At 68.6% G+C, this 14,628-nt stretch carries 14 protein-coding genes; 9 read left to right on the top strand and 5 right to left on the bottom strand.

What is annotated here, in order from left to right; translation table 11 throughout:
* Positions 1-39 precede the first annotated feature (39 nt).
* From PBN85_RS04545 to PBN85_RS04520, 6 genes are all read left to right on the top strand, one after another.
* On the top strand, positions 40-753 hold the full coding sequence (locus PBN85_RS04545) for an alpha/beta hydrolase (RefSeq protein WP_271300281.1): 714 nt from the start codon (positions 40-42) through the stop codon (positions 751-753).
* The gene (locus PBN85_RS04540; protein WP_271300280.1) at positions 750-1,583 is read left to right on the top strand and encodes a hypothetical protein; all 834 of its coding nucleotides are present in this window, start codon (positions 750-752) and stop codon (positions 1,581-1,583) included. Before PBN85_RS04545 ends, PBN85_RS04540 begins: the two co-directional genes overlap by 4 nt.
* 72 nt (positions 1,584-1,655) lie before the next feature.
* Complete coding sequence (locus tag PBN85_RS04535; RefSeq protein ID WP_271300279.1) at positions 1,656-2,105, top strand: VOC family protein; 450 nt, start codon at positions 1,656-1,658, stop codon at positions 2,103-2,105.
* 1 nt (position 2,106) lies between these two features.
* The gene (gene gloB / locus PBN85_RS04530) at positions 2,107-2,835 is read left to right on the top strand and encodes a hydroxyacylglutathione hydrolase (protein WP_271300278.1); all 729 of its coding nucleotides are present in this window, start codon (positions 2,107-2,109) and stop codon (positions 2,833-2,835) included.
* 31 nt (positions 2,836-2,866) lie between these two features.
* Positions 2,867-3,286 carry a hypothetical protein gene (locus tag PBN85_RS04525; protein ID WP_271300277.1) on the top strand — a complete coding sequence of 140 codons (420 nt, stop codon included), beginning with the start codon at positions 2,867-2,869 and terminating at the stop codon, positions 3,284-3,286.
* Positions 3,283-3,642 carry a hypothetical protein gene (locus tag PBN85_RS04520; protein WP_235199738.1) on the top strand — a complete coding sequence of 120 codons (360 nt, stop codon included), beginning with the start codon at positions 3,283-3,285 and terminating at the stop codon, positions 3,640-3,642. The genes PBN85_RS04525 and PBN85_RS04520 overlap by 4 nt, the downstream gene beginning before the upstream one ends.
* A gap of 10 nt (positions 3,643-3,652) precedes the next feature.
* On the opposite strand, the gene PBN85_RS04515 is transcribed toward PBN85_RS04520, so the two are convergent.
* Entirely contained in the window at positions 3,653-4,069 is a 417-nt protein-coding gene (locus tag PBN85_RS04515) for a c-type cytochrome (RefSeq protein WP_271300276.1), read from the bottom strand.
* A 54-nt stretch (positions 4,070-4,123) separates the two neighbouring features.
* On the opposite strand from PBN85_RS04515, the gene PBN85_RS04510 reads away from it, so the two are divergent.
* Positions 4,124-4,498, top strand: coding sequence for a hypothetical protein (locus PBN85_RS04510; RefSeq protein WP_271300275.1), 375 nt, complete (start codon positions 4,124-4,126; stop codon positions 4,496-4,498).
* On the opposite strand, the gene PBN85_RS04505 is transcribed toward PBN85_RS04510, so the two are convergent.
* The 4 genes from PBN85_RS04505 to PBN85_RS04490 form a co-directional block, all read right to left on the bottom strand.
* Positions 4,484-5,923: a dihydrolipoamide acetyltransferase family protein gene (locus PBN85_RS04505; protein WP_271300274.1), complete on the bottom strand. Its 1,440-nt coding sequence runs from the start codon at positions 5,921-5,923 to the stop codon at positions 4,484-4,486. The genes PBN85_RS04510 and PBN85_RS04505 overlap by 15 nt on opposite strands.
* A gap of 1 nt (position 5,924) precedes the next feature.
* Positions 5,925-6,932, bottom strand: a complete 1,008-nt coding sequence (locus PBN85_RS04500) for an alpha-ketoacid dehydrogenase subunit beta (protein WP_037534748.1) — start codon at positions 6,930-6,932, stop codon at positions 5,925-5,927.
* A gap of 172 nt (positions 6,933-7,104) precedes the next feature.
* Positions 7,105-8,409, bottom strand: a complete 1,305-nt coding sequence (locus PBN85_RS04495) for a thiamine pyrophosphate-dependent enzyme (protein WP_037534508.1) — start codon at positions 8,407-8,409, stop codon at positions 7,105-7,107.
* Positions 8,410-8,515: 106 nt separating this feature from the next.
* Positions 8,516-9,517, bottom strand: coding sequence for a fumarylacetoacetate hydrolase family protein (locus PBN85_RS04490; protein WP_271300273.1), 1,002 nt, complete (start codon positions 9,515-9,517; stop codon positions 8,516-8,518).
* A 523-nt stretch (positions 9,518-10,040) separates the two neighbouring features.
* Here PBN85_RS04490 and PBN85_RS04485 point away from each other — a divergent pair.
* Both PBN85_RS04485 and PBN85_RS04480 read left to right on the top strand, forming a co-directional pair.
* Entirely contained in the window at positions 10,041-11,801 is a 1,761-nt protein-coding gene (locus PBN85_RS04485) for a CocE/NonD family hydrolase (protein WP_271300272.1), read from the top strand.
* A 37-nt stretch (positions 11,802-11,838) separates the two neighbouring features.
* Positions 11,839-14,625, top strand: coding sequence for a TonB-dependent receptor plug domain-containing protein (locus PBN85_RS04480; protein WP_037534510.1), 2,787 nt, complete (start codon positions 11,839-11,841; stop codon positions 14,623-14,625).
* Positions 14,626-14,628: the final 3 nt, after the last annotated feature.

The following is a 14,628-nucleotide window of genomic DNA, read 5'->3' as shown; positions in this document are numbered from 1 at the left end:
AAGGATGACGCACCCGCGCCGGCGCGATACAGAGCGGGGATGACTGCCCAGCGCCCCCGCCTCGCCTATCATCACACGCCCGGCACCGCGCCGACGATCGTCTTCCTGCCCGGCTATGCCTCCGACATGCAGGGCAGCAAGGCGCTTGCGCTCGAAGCCTGGGCGAAGGCGCGCGGCCGGGCCTTCCTGCGCTTCGACTACGGCGGCTGCGGGCAGAGCGAGGGCGTGTTCGAGGAGCAGACGCTGATCGGTTGGCGCGACGACGTGCTGGCGATGCTCGATCACGTCGCGCAGGGGCCGGTGGTGCTGGTCGGATCATCGATGGGCGGCTGGCTGATGCTGCTCGCCGCCAAGGCGCGGCCCGAGCAGGTCGTCGCGCTGGTCGGCATAGCGCCCGCGCCCGATTTCACCGACTGGGGCTTCACCACCGAGGAGAAGATGACGATCCTCAGCGACGGCCGGATCGAGCGCGCCAATCCCTATGGCCCGGAGCCGACCGTCTACACCCGCGGTTTCTTCCAGGCGGGCGAAGCCAATCGGCTGATGTTCGGGACGATTCCCTTCGACGGCCCGGTGCGGCTGATCCAGGGACAGGCGGATGGCGACGTGCCGTGGCACCGCACCGTGCGGCTCGGCGAGATGATTCGTTCAGCCGACGTGCAGACGCTGCTGATCAAGGACGGCGACCACCGGCTGTCGCGCGAATCGGATATCGCGCTGATCATCCGGGCGACCGAGGACGTAATGCGATGATCCTGCTGCTGGCCGCGCTGATCCAGGCCGCCCCCGCCGCCGTACCGGTGGCGACCGCGAATCACGCCGCCGTACCGGTCGCGCCCGCCAAGGCGACCGTCCCCAACGTCGACGCACGCGAGCTGCGGTTCGCGCGCTGCCGCGCCCTCGCCCAGACCGATCCCGCCGCGGCGCAGGCCGAAGCGTTGCGCTGGTCGCTGCGCGGCGGCAGCTATTTCGCGCGCCAGTGCAATGGGCTGGCACTGGCGCAGCAGGGTGATTTCGCCGCCGCCGCGCTCGCCTTCACCGCCGCCGCCAAGGCCGCCGATGCCGCGCATGACAAGCGTGCCGCCAATTACTGGGCGCAGGCGGGCAATGCGCAGCTCGCCGCGGGCGACGTGCCGGCGGCACGGGTCTCGCTCGACACCGCGCTGGTCGCGGGCACGCTCGAAGGCCTCGCGCTCGGCGAGGCGCGGCTCGATCATGCGCGCGCGCTGGTCGCGGCGAACGACCTGCCGGCGGCGCGGCGCGATCTCGATCTCGCTCTGGCGCAGGCGAGCGACGATCCGCTCGCCTGGCTGCTGTCGGCGACGCTGGCGCGGCGAATGAACAATCTGACCCGCGCGCGGACCGATATCGGCGAGGCGCTGCGCCGCTCGCCCGACGATGCCTCGGTGCAGCTCGAGGCGGGCAATATCGCCGCGCTCGCGCAGGACGAGGCGGGCGCGCGCGCGGCATGGTCGGCGGCGGCACGGCTCGCCCCCGATGCGCCCGCCGGCCGCAACGCGCGCGCCGCGCTCGCCCAGTTCGGGGACGCGCCGGCCGCGGCGAAGCCACCGACGGGACGTTGATCGGTACGGACACCCTCTGGCCTGCCGGGCGTTGCAGGGGTACATCGCTTCCGTCAAAATCAGGACCCGGCCATGCACTATCTCCACACGATGATCCGCGTCAGCGATCCAGACGCGACGATCGCCTTCTTCCGCCTGCTCGGGCTCGAGGAGGTGCGGCGGATCGAGAATGAGGCGGGGCGGTTCACGCTGATCTTCCTCGCCACCGCGGAGGATCAGAAGATCGGCGATCGCCGCGCCGAGGTCGAGCTGACCTACAATTGGCCTGCCGAGGACGGTACTCCGCCGGAAACCTATGGCAGCGGCCGCAACTTCGGCCACCTCGCCTATCGCGTCGACAATATCTACGACAGCTGCCAGCGGCTGATGGACGCAGGCGTGACGATCAACCGCCCGCCGCGCGACGGCAACATGGCCTTCGTCAAGACGCCCGACGGCATCTCGATCGAGCTGCTCCAGGCCGGCGCCGCGCTCGCCCCTGCCGAACCCTGGGCGTCGATGCCGAACACCGGGAGCTGGTGAGATGACGCTGGCGATCGTCCGCGTGCCGGTGCTCGCCGACAATTATGCGTGGCTGATCCACGATCCGGCGAGCGGCGAGACGGTGGCGGTCGATCCCGGCGAAGCGGTACCGGTGCAGGCCGAAGCCGCGGCCCGCGGCTGGACGATCAGGCAGGTGTGGACGACGCACTGGCATCCCGATCACACCGGCGGCAATGCCGCGCTGCAGGCGCAGGGCGCCCGGATCACCGGCCCGGCGGCCGAGGCGGACAAGATTCCAACGCTCGACGCGACCGTCGGCGAAGGCGATCGTGTACGGATCGGCGCGGTCGAGGCGGCGGTGTGGCATGTCCCGGGGCATACCGCCGGCCATATCGCCTTCCATATCGAGGCGGCCGATGCGATCTTCACCGGCGACACGCTGTTCGCGCTCGGCTGCGGCCGATTGTTCGAGGGCACGCCGGCGGAGATGTTCGCCAACATGCAACGCTATGCGACCCTGCCCGACGCGACGCAGGTCTATTGCGGGCACGAATATACCGAATCGAACGGCCGCTTTGCCCTCACCGTCGAGCCGGACAATGCCGCGCTCGTCGCGCGGATGGCGACGGTGACCGCGCAGCGCGCGGCCGGCGAGGCGACGGTGCCGACGACGATCGGCGTGGAGCGCGCGACCAATCCCTTCCTCCGCGCTGCCGATGCCGAGGCCTTCGCGACGATGCGCGCCGCCAAGGACAGTTTTCGCGGCTGAGACGTTTTGTAACCCGGTGCAGGAGGTTTCGATGATGATCCCAAGGCCATTCGTCGCTCTGGCGGCCATCGCCATCGCCGGCTGCACCCAGACCCCCCGGGAACTCGCGCGCGCGCAGCAGGCGTCCGCCACCGCCGCCGCCGATCTCGCCAAGGAACTCGCCGGCCTGACGCCGAGCAACAGCACCACCTGCCTGCCGCCCTTCCCGACGACCCAGGTCAAGGCCTTCGGCCCGACGCTGGTCTACGTGGTCAGCAACGGCGTCAAATATCGCAGCGACACGGCGGGCGGCTGCGAGCGCGTCGGCCGCGGTGATATCCTCATCACGCGCACGCCGACCGGTCAATTGTGCCGGGGCGACATCGCGACGACGGTCGATTCGGCCAGCCGCACGTTCAGCGGCAGCTGCTCGTTCGGCCCCTTCGTCCGCTACAGCAAGAGCGGCAAATGATCCGGCCGCTCGCTCTCGTCGCGCTCGCACTGCCGCTGCTCGCCGCCAAGTCCGACCCGTTCGCCGGACTGGTCGCCCAGCCGCCGGTCGATTGCATCAGCCTGTCGAACAACGACGGGCCGAGCGTGATCGACGGCCAGACCATCCTCTATCGCCGCGGCGCCGGGCGGGTGTGGCGGACGGGGCCGGTCGGCGCCTGCCCCTCGCTCGCGCCGCTGACGACGCTGGTGGTCGAAGTCTATGGCGGGCAATTGTGCCGCAACGATCGTTTCCGGGTGATCACGCCGGGCATGTCGATCCCCTCGGCCTATTGCCGCTTCGATCGCTTCACGCCTTATGTGAAGGCGGCGAAATAGCCGGCACGGCTCAACGCTGCCCCTTCAGGTAAGCGATGACATCCGCCCGGTCGAGCGGATCGGCGAGCCCGGGAAAGCCCATCGACGTGCCCGGCGCGAACGCCTGCGGATCGGCGAGCCATGCGTCGAGCCGCTCGGGCGTCCAGCGACCGCCGATCCGTTGCAGCGCGGCGGTATAGCCGAAGCGCGTACTGACGCCGGCGACCGGCGCGCCGACCACGCCGAACAGCGTCGGGCCGTTGCGGTCGGGGGCGCCGCGGTGCACCGCATGGCAGGCGGCGCAACGGGCGAAGAGCCGCTCGCCTGCCCGCGCATCGGCGACGCGCGCCCAGTCGGCGAGGTCGGGCGATGGCCCCGCCGCCGCCCGCCGCGCCGCACGATCGTCCGCCGAACAGGCCGCGATCAGCAGGCAGGCGCCGGTCAGCATGCCGCGACTAAGGCCGCTACGGACTTGTTTACATTTGTCGATTATCGACACGTCATGGCTCATCCGATCCTGCCTCTCGCGCTCGTCGCGGCGGCCGCCGTCCTGGCGCCAGCGCCGGCCACCGGCCCGACCTATGCACCGCAACGCCCGCGGCTTGCCAGCGGCGTCGCGCAACAGGTGTATTTCGCGCGGCGTCTGATCCAGACCGGGCAGCGGATCGATCAGCGCCAGCGCGCCGGGCTGATCGCATCCGGCCCCGCGACCTTCATGCGGCAGGATCTCGCCCGCGTCCGCGACGGCGTCGGCCGTACCTTCGCGCGCGGCGTCGCGCTCAAGCCGGGCGAGCGCGACAGCTACGATCTGATGCTGCGCCGGGTCGAACGTCGGATCGCCGCGGCGGAGCGCCGCTCGCGGTCAGTCGGCGAATAGCAGCACCGGTGTTTCGAGCTGGCGCTTGAGCGCCTGGACGTAGCTCGCCGCATCCCAGCCGTCGACGACGCGGTGATCGCAGCTGATCGATACGTTCATCAGCTTGGCGCGGCGGATCTCGTCGCCCCCTCCCGGTACCTTGGCGCCGGTGAACACCGGGCGTTCGACGATCCGGTTGGGGCCGATGATCGCCACCTCGGGCCGGTTGATCACCGGCGTTGTGGCGATGCCGCCGAGCGGCCCCAGTGAGGTGACGGTGATCGTGCCGTTGCCCAGCTCGTCGGGGCGCAGCTTGTTGGCGCGCGCCGCCTCGGCCAGGCGAGCGATCTCGGTCGCGAGCTGCCAGACATTGCGGTCCTGCGCGTCGCGGATCACCGGCACGGTCAGCCCCGCATCGGTCTGCGTCGCCATGCCGAGATGGACGCGGCCCGAGCGCGTCACCACGCCCGCCTCGTCGTCATAGCGCGCGTTGAGCATCGGGAAGTCGGGCAAGGTGCGGCAGATCGCGACGATCAGCAGCGGCAGCAGGGTGAGCTTGGGCCGCTGGCCGCGATGATCGTTGAGGTCGGCGCGCATGCCTTCCAGCGCGGTGACGTCAATCTCGTCGACATAGGTGAAATGCGGGATATGCCGCTTCGCCGCCGCCATATTCTCGGCGATGCGACGACGCATGCCGATGATGCGGACCTGCTCGTCGGCGCGCGCGCGACTCGCACCGGGCGCTTGATAGCCCTGGCCGGCATTGTAGCGGAGGAAGGCGTCGAGATCGGCATGGCGGACGCGATCGGCGTCGGTCTTCACCTGCGCGAGGTCGATGCCGAGATCGCGCGCGCGGGCACGGACGGCGGGGGATGCGAGCACCGGGGCGTGGCCGGTGGTGGCTGCGCTGTCCTCCGCCCGTGATGGCCCCGAACTGGTCGGGCCTGTCGCCTCGCTCCCCTTCCCCGTCAGCCCTGCGCTCGTCGCAGGACGGGTTTCCCCGGGCGTGCGGCCCGCGTCCCCTGCTTCGACAGGCTCAGCACCAACGATATTCGCGGTAACGCGCTTGGCAGAGACACCGGGCGCCGGGCCGGTAGCAGCGCTCTGCGCCTCCTCCACCCCCGGATTCTCCGCCTCATATTGCGCCGCCACCTCGGCCTGTTCCGCGCTCGGCGGTGCCGCCGCCACCGTATCGCCGGCGGCCGCCTCGGTCTCGATCACCACCAGCGCGGCGCCGATCGCGACCTGATCGCCGACTTCGCCGGCGAGTTCGACGACGACGCCCGCGACCGGCGATTCCATCTCGACGGTCGCCTTGTCGGTCATCATGTCGGCGATATTCTGGTCTTCCTCGACCCGGTCGCCGACCGCGACATGCCAGGCGACAATCTCGGCCTCGGCGATGCCTTCGCCGATGTCCGGCAGCTTGAAGGTGAAGCGGGCCATCCTATGCGTCCTTCATGATCTTCTTGAGGGCCTGGCCGATCCGCACCGGCCCCGGAAAATACGCCCATTCGAGGCTGTGCGGATAGGGCGTGTCATAGCCGGTGACGCGTTCGATCGGCGCTTCGAGATGGTAGAAGCAACGCTCCTGCACCAGCGCCGACAGCTCCGCGCCGAAGCCGCTGGTCCGCGTCGCCTCGTGGACGATCATGCAGCGGCCGGTCTTCTTCACCGATTCCTCGATCGCCTCGATGTCGAGCGGCACCAACGTGCGCAGATCGATGATCTCGGCATCGACGCCCTGCTCGGCGACCACCGCGGTGCAGACGTGGACCATCGTGCCGTAGCAGAGGATGGTCAGCGCCTCGCCCTCGCGCACCACCGCCGCCTTGCCGAGCGGGACCTTGTAGTAACCGGTCGGCACCTCGCCGGCGGGATGCTTCGACCAATTCTCCGACGGGCGATCCCAATAGCCGTTGAACGGGCCGTTGTAGATGCGCTTGGGTTCGAAGAAGAGGACGGGATCATTGTCCTCGATCGCCGCGATCAGCAGGCCCTTGGCGTCATAGGGCGTCGCCGGGATCACCGTCTTGATGCCGGAGACGTGGGTGAAGATGCCTTCCGGGCTCTGGCTGTGCGTCTGGCCGCCAAAGATGCCGCCGCCGAACGGCGATCGCACCGTCATCGGGCTGATGAACTCGCCCGCCGAACGATAGCGCAGCCGCGCCGCCTCGCTGACCAACTGGTCGAGCGCCGGGTAGATGTAATCGGCGAACTGGATTTCGGGCACCGGGCGCAGGCCATAGGCGCCCATGCCGATCGCGACGCCGATGATTCCCGTCTCGGTGATCGGCGTATCGAAGACCCGGGTCTTGCCGTATTTCGCCTGCAGCCCCGCGGTGGCGCGGAACACGCCGCCGAAATAGCCGACGTCCTCGCCCATCACCAGCACGTCGGGATCGCGCGCCATGCAGATGTCGAGCGCCGAATTGATCGCCTGGATCATGTTCATGCGGGTGGTGGGTTCGTCTTCGTTCATCGTCACGCCAAAATCCTCCCCGGCACGGGGACCAGCCGCAGGCTGGTGGAGGGGGCGCTCCACCAGCGATGCGTCTGGGGCAGCCCCCCTCCACCAGCTTCGCCGGTCCCCCTCCCCGTGCCGGGGAGGAATGCAAACGCGGCCATCACTTGCGCGCCCATGGCCGGCCGCTCGCCTCTTCCTCGGCGATCATCTGCTGCTGCTGTTCGCGCAGGTGCCACGGCATCTCCTCGAACACGCCGTCGAACAGCGAATCGAGCGGCTGGTGCAGGCCATGGCCGAGGATGCCGTTCTTCTCGGCCTCCTTCTGCTCGGCGCGGACATATTCGGCGAGCTCGCGATCCTGCGCGGCGTGACGCGCCTCGTCCCATTCGCCGAGCGTGATCAGATGCTGTTTCAGCCGCGCGATCGGATCGCCGAGCGGCCAGGCATTGGGCTCGCCGGCGCTGCGATATTGCGTCGGATCGTCGGAGGTCGAATGACCTTCGGCGCGATAGGTGAAATGCTCGATCAGCGTCGGGCCCTGATTGGTCCGCGCGCGCTCCGCCGCCCATAAGGTCGCGGCATAGACCGCCAGCGCATCATTGCCGTCGACGCGCAGCCCGGCGATGCCATAGCCGATCGCGCGCGCCGCGAAGGTCGTCGCCTCGGCGCCGGCGAAGCCCGAAAAGCTGCTGATCGCCCATTGGTTGTTGACGACGTTGAAGATCACCGGCGCGCGATAGACCGCGGCGAAGGTGCAGGCGGAGTGGAAGTCGCCCTCCGCGGTCGATCCCTCGCCGCACCAGGCGGCGGCGATGCGCGTGTCGCCCTTGGCGGCGGAGGCCATCGCCCAGCCGACCGCCTGGGGATATTGCGTCGTCAGATTGCCCGAGATCGAGAAGAAGCCGTGATCGCGCGCCGAATACATGATCGGCAGCTGCTTGCCCTGCAACTTGTCACCACGGTTCGAATAGATCTGGTTCATCATCTCGACCAGCGGATAGCCGCGCGCGATGAGCAGCCCCTGCTGGCGATAGGAGGGGAAGCACATGTCGTCGTCGGCGAGCGCCTGCGCCGCGGCGATCGCCACCGCCTCCTCGCCGGTCGCCTTCATGTAGAAGCTGGTCTTGCCCTGGCGCTGCGCACGGAACATCCGCTCGTCGAAGGCCCGCAGCAGCGCCATGTTGCGCAGCATGCGGCGCAGCGTATCCGGCGACAGCTTCGGGTCCCAGGCGCCAACCGCGCGGCCCTCCTCGTCGAGCACGCGGACGAGCGTGTAGGCGAGTTCGGGGAAGTCCTTCGCCGGTGCGGCGGTGTCGGGGCGGCGGGCGGCGCCGGCGGGCGGCACCTCGATCCCGACGAAGTCGACCGCATCGCCCGGGCGGAATTTCGGCTCGGGCACGTGCAGCGTCAGCCCGGGCAGATTCCGGGGCGGTGCATCGGCGCGAGGCAACTCGCTGGCCACCATCTCTCTCCTCGACGCGCGACCGGGAGGTCGGCGCTGTTGTTGGATCGTGTTGCGCGCCTGTAATTAAATTTCAAGCGTCTTTTCGATGGATAGTGGCCTGTCGAGGTCAGGCGACGGTCTGTTCGATCACCCCGAAGATCGGATGGTGGCGATCGTCCTCCGCCCAGATACGCACCGTATCGCCCGATCGGAGGAACGGCGTGACCGGCTTGCCGCCCGCGATCGTCTCGATCGTGCGCAGCTCGGCGAGGCAGGAATAGCCGACGCCGCCCGCCGCGATCGTCTGGCCCGGCCCGCCGTCGGGACCGCGGTTGGAGACGGTACCCGAGCCGACGATCGTCCCCGCCCCGAGCGCGCGCGTCCTCGCCGCATGCGCGATCAGCGTGCCGAAGTCGAAGGTCATGTCCTCGCCCGCATCGGCACGGCCGAACGGCTGGCCGTTGAGATCGACGTGCAGCGCGCGGTGCAGCCTGCCGTCGCGCCACCAGTCGCCCAAGGCGTCGGGCGTGACGAAGACCGGCGAGAAGGCGCTCGCCGGCTTCGACTGGAAGAAGCCGAAGCCCTTGGCGAGCTCGCCGGGAATGAGGTTGCGCAGCGACACGTCGTTGGTCAGCCCGACCAGCCGCACCGCGGCGAGCGCCGCGTCGCGGCTCGCCCCCATCGGCACGTCGCCGGTGACCACCACCACCTCCGCCTCGAAATCGCAGCCCCAGCTTTCGTCGGCGAGCGGAATCGCGTCGCGCGGGCCGAGGAAGCCGTCCGATCCGCCCTGGTACATCAGCGGATCGTGCCAGAAGCTGTCGGGCATCTCCGCGCCGCGCGCCTGCCGGACGAGCGCGACATGGTTCACATAGGCCGAGCCGTCCGCCCATTGATAGGCGCGCGGCAGCGGCGCGGCGGCGTCATGTTCGTGGAAGCGCAGCCGCGGGATGACCGCATGATCGAGATCGGTGGCGAGGTTGCGCAGATCAGGGAGCAGCCGGTCCCAATCGTCGAGCGCCGCCTGCAACGTCGGCGCGATCTGCGTCGCCTCGGCATACCAGGCGCAATCGCTGGATACGACGACGAGCCTGCCGTCACGGCCGTGCTTCAGACTGGCGAGTTTCATCAGGCGCATCCTCTCATCGTTGGCGTGAGAGTGTATCGGCAGCGCCGCACGGTTGCGACGGAAAAGTATCGGACGTTACGACAGGGTCGCGCGACGGCTGGAACGCGCGACCTCGCTCCGCAATCTACCCCGTTCGGTTTGCAAATGGGTGAGGAGGGAATCGGGCGATCGCGACCGGGGCAAGACAAAGCCAGAGGCAGGCAAAGCCGAACCTCGGCAGCGTCTCGATCGTCCGGAATGCCCCTGCGTCCGCCATCCGGCCATGACCGAGGCGCAAGCTTCAAACCCAAGAGTTCCCGCGGCGGTCCGAACGCCTTTTTCCGCCTGTCTAAGACCGCAGAAGGCCGATTCCGCCGTCAACGACAGCACGATGCGGATGCCGTCGTCGTCCCTCATGTGTCCGGATGCGGGCGAGGCCACCCGATCCATAATAAGTTTTCTTATATAACAGTTGTATAATCATACAAAATGTGGTCTCTACGATTTACGGTGCTCGCAGAAGCTGCCGGGATAGGAGAGGATGATGGCGGTTTTACGCTATGCGCTGCCGTGCGCCGCTGCGATCGGGCTCGCCGGACTGACGACCCTGGCAGGTGCGCAGACCGATGTGATCGCGACCGTGCGTGACGATCCATCGGTGGTCCGTTCGTCCTTCTATTTGCCGGTACGCGACGGCACCCGCCTCGCGGTAAACGTCTACCGCCCCGCCGACGGCGGCAAGGCGCGCGCTGGGCGCTTTCCGGTCGTCTTTGCCTTCACCCCGTACCGGGCGCGCTACCGCAAGGACGGCGAACTCGTCGATCTGATCGACTCGACGACCTTCGGGCTGCGCGATCTCGTCCATGCCGGCTATGTCGTCGCCACCGCCGACGTGCGCGGCAAGGGCGCCTCGTTCGGGGCGCGACGCGGCTTCCTCGACCAGACCGAGGCCCATGACGGCTATGATATCGTCCAGTGGCTTGCGGCCCGCCCCTACACCACCGGCAAGGTCGGCATCACCGGCTGCTCCTATCTCGGCGGCAGCGCGATGCTCGTTGCGGGCGCGCTGCCACCGGCGTTGAAGGCGGTGTTCGCCGCGGCGACCGACATCGACAAATATGCCTTCGTCCGCAACGGCGGCATCACCGCCCAGTTCAATACCCGCCCCGACGAACCGCTCGATGTCGACCTGGCGAGCGTACCGGTCGACGCCGATCGCGACGGCGCGCTGCTCCGCGAAGCGGTCGCCGACCATGTTCGCAATACGCCGATGGCACCGCTGTGGGCCGGAATGCCGTATCGCGACAGCGTCTCGCCGCTCACCGGCAACCGCTATTGGGAAGAGGTCGGCCCCTATACCCACCTCAAGGCGCTGCAAAGCCCGCAGCTCGCCTGGTATCTGTGGGGCAATTGGAACGACGAGCCGACCGAACAGATCATCCAGGCCGCGGCCAATCTCGACGCCAAGCTGATCGTCGGGCCGGGCAGCCATTGCGAACCGCCCAAGGTGTTCGACATCGTCGGCGAACAGAAGCGCTTCTTCGATCGCTATCTGAAGGACGTCGACAACGGCATCGATCGCGAGCCGCGCTATAGCTGGTGGCAGGAACGGCAGGGCGGCGGCACACTCGTCCATCGCGCCCGTCTGCCCGGTACCGGGATCGGCCGCACCGCCATCTACCTCACGGCCGCGGCCAACGATACGCCTGCCGCGGTCGATTCCGGCAGCCTCTCCTTGCGCGCCGGCACCGCGGCACCGCGCCCCTTCCGCGTCGATTATGACGTCGCCACCAAGGATTATTTCCAGTTCTGGCCGAGCCCGCTCGACGGCAAGGGTCTGACCTTCACCAGCCGTCCGCTCGCCGCCGATGCGGCGATCGAGGGCTTTCCGATCCTTACCGTACGGGCCGCGATCGACCGCCCCGACGGCAATGTCTTTGGGTATCTCGAGTCGGTCGATCCGACGGGCAAGGTGACGATGCTCGCCTTCGGCCGGTTGGCGATGAGCCACCGCAAGACCGGTGTCGCGCCCTACAACCACCTCGACCTGCCCTATCACTCGGGGCTCAGGGCCGATGTCGCACCGGCGACGCCGGGTCGGGCGGAGACGCTCACCTTCGCGCTGTCGCCGCGGGCCTATACGATCCCCGCCGGGCATCGGCTGCGCGTGACGATCACCGGCGCCGACCCGCGCCAGCGCAACCTGCCCGCCATCCGCGACGCACTGGCGCGGACGGTGACGCTGACCACCGGTGCCGCCTCGCACATCGACATCCCCTTCACCGCGCCGGTCCGCTTCCGCTGACGCGCCTGGCCGCCCGACTTCATCAAGGATACGGATCATGCATCGCATCACGTCGCGTCGTCGCCTTGCCCTCGTCTCCGGTGTCGCGCTCGCCGCGCTCGGCTGGAGCAATCTTGCCGCCGCACAGGACACGCCGTCACCGGCCACCGACAGCGTCACGCCGGCCGACGGGCAGAGCGCCTCGCAGCAGGGCCGCACTGGTGCCCCCGCCCCGGTACAGTCCGACGCTGCCGCCGCCGGGCCGGTGACGATCGGCGCGGAGGACGTCCCTGCCGCTGACATCGTCGTCACCGGCAGCCGGATCCGCGGCGCCGCGCCGGTCGGATCAAGCGTCATCGCGATCGACCGCCGCGCGATCGAGGCATCGGGGGCGGTCACGACCGATCGGCTGATCAAGGAGATTCCGCAGGTCTTCGATCTCGGCACGTCGGAAAACTCACGCGGCCAGTCGGGTGGCAACAGCAACATCACCTTCGGCAACGCGATCAACATCCGCGGCATCGGCCCCTATGCGACGCTGACGATCCTCGACGGCCACCGCGTCGTCAACAACAGCCGCTCGGTCGATCCGTCGATCATCCCTTCGCTGGGGCTCGAACGCGTCGAGGTGGTCGCCGATGGCGCGTCCGCCGTCTATGGATCGGACGCGATCGCCGGCGTCGTCAACCTCATCCCGCGCCGCACCCTCAATGGTGTCGAGACGATCGCGCGGATGGGCGCGGCACGCAATTTCCACGAGAGCCAGTTCGGCATCGCCGCGGGCAAGACCGGCGACTGGGGCCAGGTGATGGTCGCCTATGAACACGTCTTCCGCAGCAATCTGTCGGGCGACAATCGCGACTTCTTCACCAGCGACCAGCGCCGCTACGGCGGCCGCGATTTCCGCGTCAGCCAGTGCAATCCCGGCACGCTCACCGTCGGCGGGCGCAATTACGCCATTCCGCAGGGCGGCGTGACACCGGCGAGCGCCGGGCAGCTGGTGGCCGGCACCGCCAACCTCTGCGAAGGCTTCACCGGCCAGGACCTGTTTCCGGAGACGCGCTACGACAGCGCCAACGCCACCTTTACCGTCCACCTCACCGACTGGCTCGACGCGTTCGGCGACGGTTATTATTCGAAACGCCAGTTCAAGCGGTTCGGCGGCTATACCGGCGCGACGGTGAGCGTGCCGGGAACCAATGCCTTCTTCACCCGCCCGCCCGGCACGACCGGCGCGGAAACGGTACAGATCCGCCTCGACGATCTGCCCAACAATCTGTCGTTCGGCTCGACCGAAAGCTGGCAGACCGCCGGCGGCCTGCGCGCCAAGTTCGGCGGTTGGGAGGTGCAGGGGCAGGTGATCTACGGCCGCAACGACGACGTGTCGAACACCCCCAACGGGATCAACACACCCGCGCTCAACGCCGCACTCGCCAGCTCGAACCCGGCGACCGCCTTCGATCCCTATGGCCTCGGCCGCACCTCGGCGGCGGTGCTCGCCGCGATCAACGATCAGGTATTCAACGCGCCGACGCGCAACCGCTTCACCGGCGTCGAGGCGACGGTCAACGGCACGCTGTTCGATCTGCCCGGCGGCGGCGTCAAGCTCGCCGCGGGCTATGAGCGGCAGGAGCTGGAGGTCGCGCTCGGCATCCAGCGCGGCGCGCCGACCAGCCCGCTCACCTTCCGCGACTATGACCGACAGGTCGATTCCGGTTATGCAGAACTCTACGTGCCGATCTTCGGCTCGGCCAATGCCCTGCCCGGGCTGCGCCGGCTCGAGCTCACCGCTGCGGTTCGTTACGACAAATATAGCGATGTCGGCAGCACCACCAATCCCAAGTTCGGCGCCAACTGGTCGCCGCTGCGCGGGCTGGTGATCCGCGGCAGCTACGGCACGTCGTTCCGCGCGCCGCTGTTCTCGCAGATCTACGGCAACAGCTCGAACATCTTCGTCCAGCCCTATGCCGATCCGGCGCTGGGCGGCGCGATCGTCCAGGGTGCGGCTCTGTCCGGCGGCAATACCGCGCTGCGCCCGGAGGAGGCGACCACCTGGTCGGCCGGGCTCGACTGGGATCCGCTGCCCGGCGGGCGGATCAGCCTGACCTATTTCGACGTCAACTACACCGGACAGGTCGACAGCTACCTCGGCGATCTCGCCATCCTCAGCCGGGAGGCGCAATTCGCCGGCACCGGCGTCATCCTGCGCGGCGCCGCCGCCGCGGCGCGCGTGCAGGAGTTGCTCGCGCAGGGGATCACCATCGCGCGCGGCGTGCTCCCCGCCAATCCGACGCTGTTCATCGACGGCCGGACCCAGAACCTCGGCCGCTCGAAGACCAGCGGCATCGATGCGGTGGCAAGCTATACCTTCGACACGAACGGCGCCGGCCGCTTCACGCTCAATGCCAACGCCACCTATCTGACCCGCTACCGCAGCGCGATCACTCCGGCGGGCGACCTGATCGATCGCCGCAACACCGTGTTCAATCCGCTCAAGTTCAAGGGTCGCGGCAGTCTCTACTGGGCTTATGACGGCGCCAACACGCGGCTTACCGTCAATCATGTCGGCGGCTATGACAATAACACCCTGCCCAACAACGGCGTGCAGAAGGTGGCGAGCTATACCACCGTCGACCTCGGCGTGACCTTCGATGTCGGCGATCCGGCGAGCCGCAGCCTGTTCGCCGGCGGTTTCAGCGTGTCGTTCGATGCGCTCAACCTGTTCGACCGCAAGCCGCCGTTCCTCGATTTCGCGCCGACGATCAACGGTAGCGGCGGCTATGACGCCACCGCCGCCAATCCCGTCGGGCGCGAGATCGCGGTGACGCTGCGCAAGCGCTTCTGACGA

The organism is Sphingomonas sp. CV7422 (assembly GCF_027945725.1).
Classification (GTDB): domain Bacteria; phylum Pseudomonadota; class Alphaproteobacteria; order Sphingomonadales; family Sphingomonadaceae; genus Sphingomonas; species Sphingomonas kyungheensis.
Note: the sequence above shows the minus strand (reverse complement) of the source record. Positions and strands in the feature narration are given on the sequence as shown.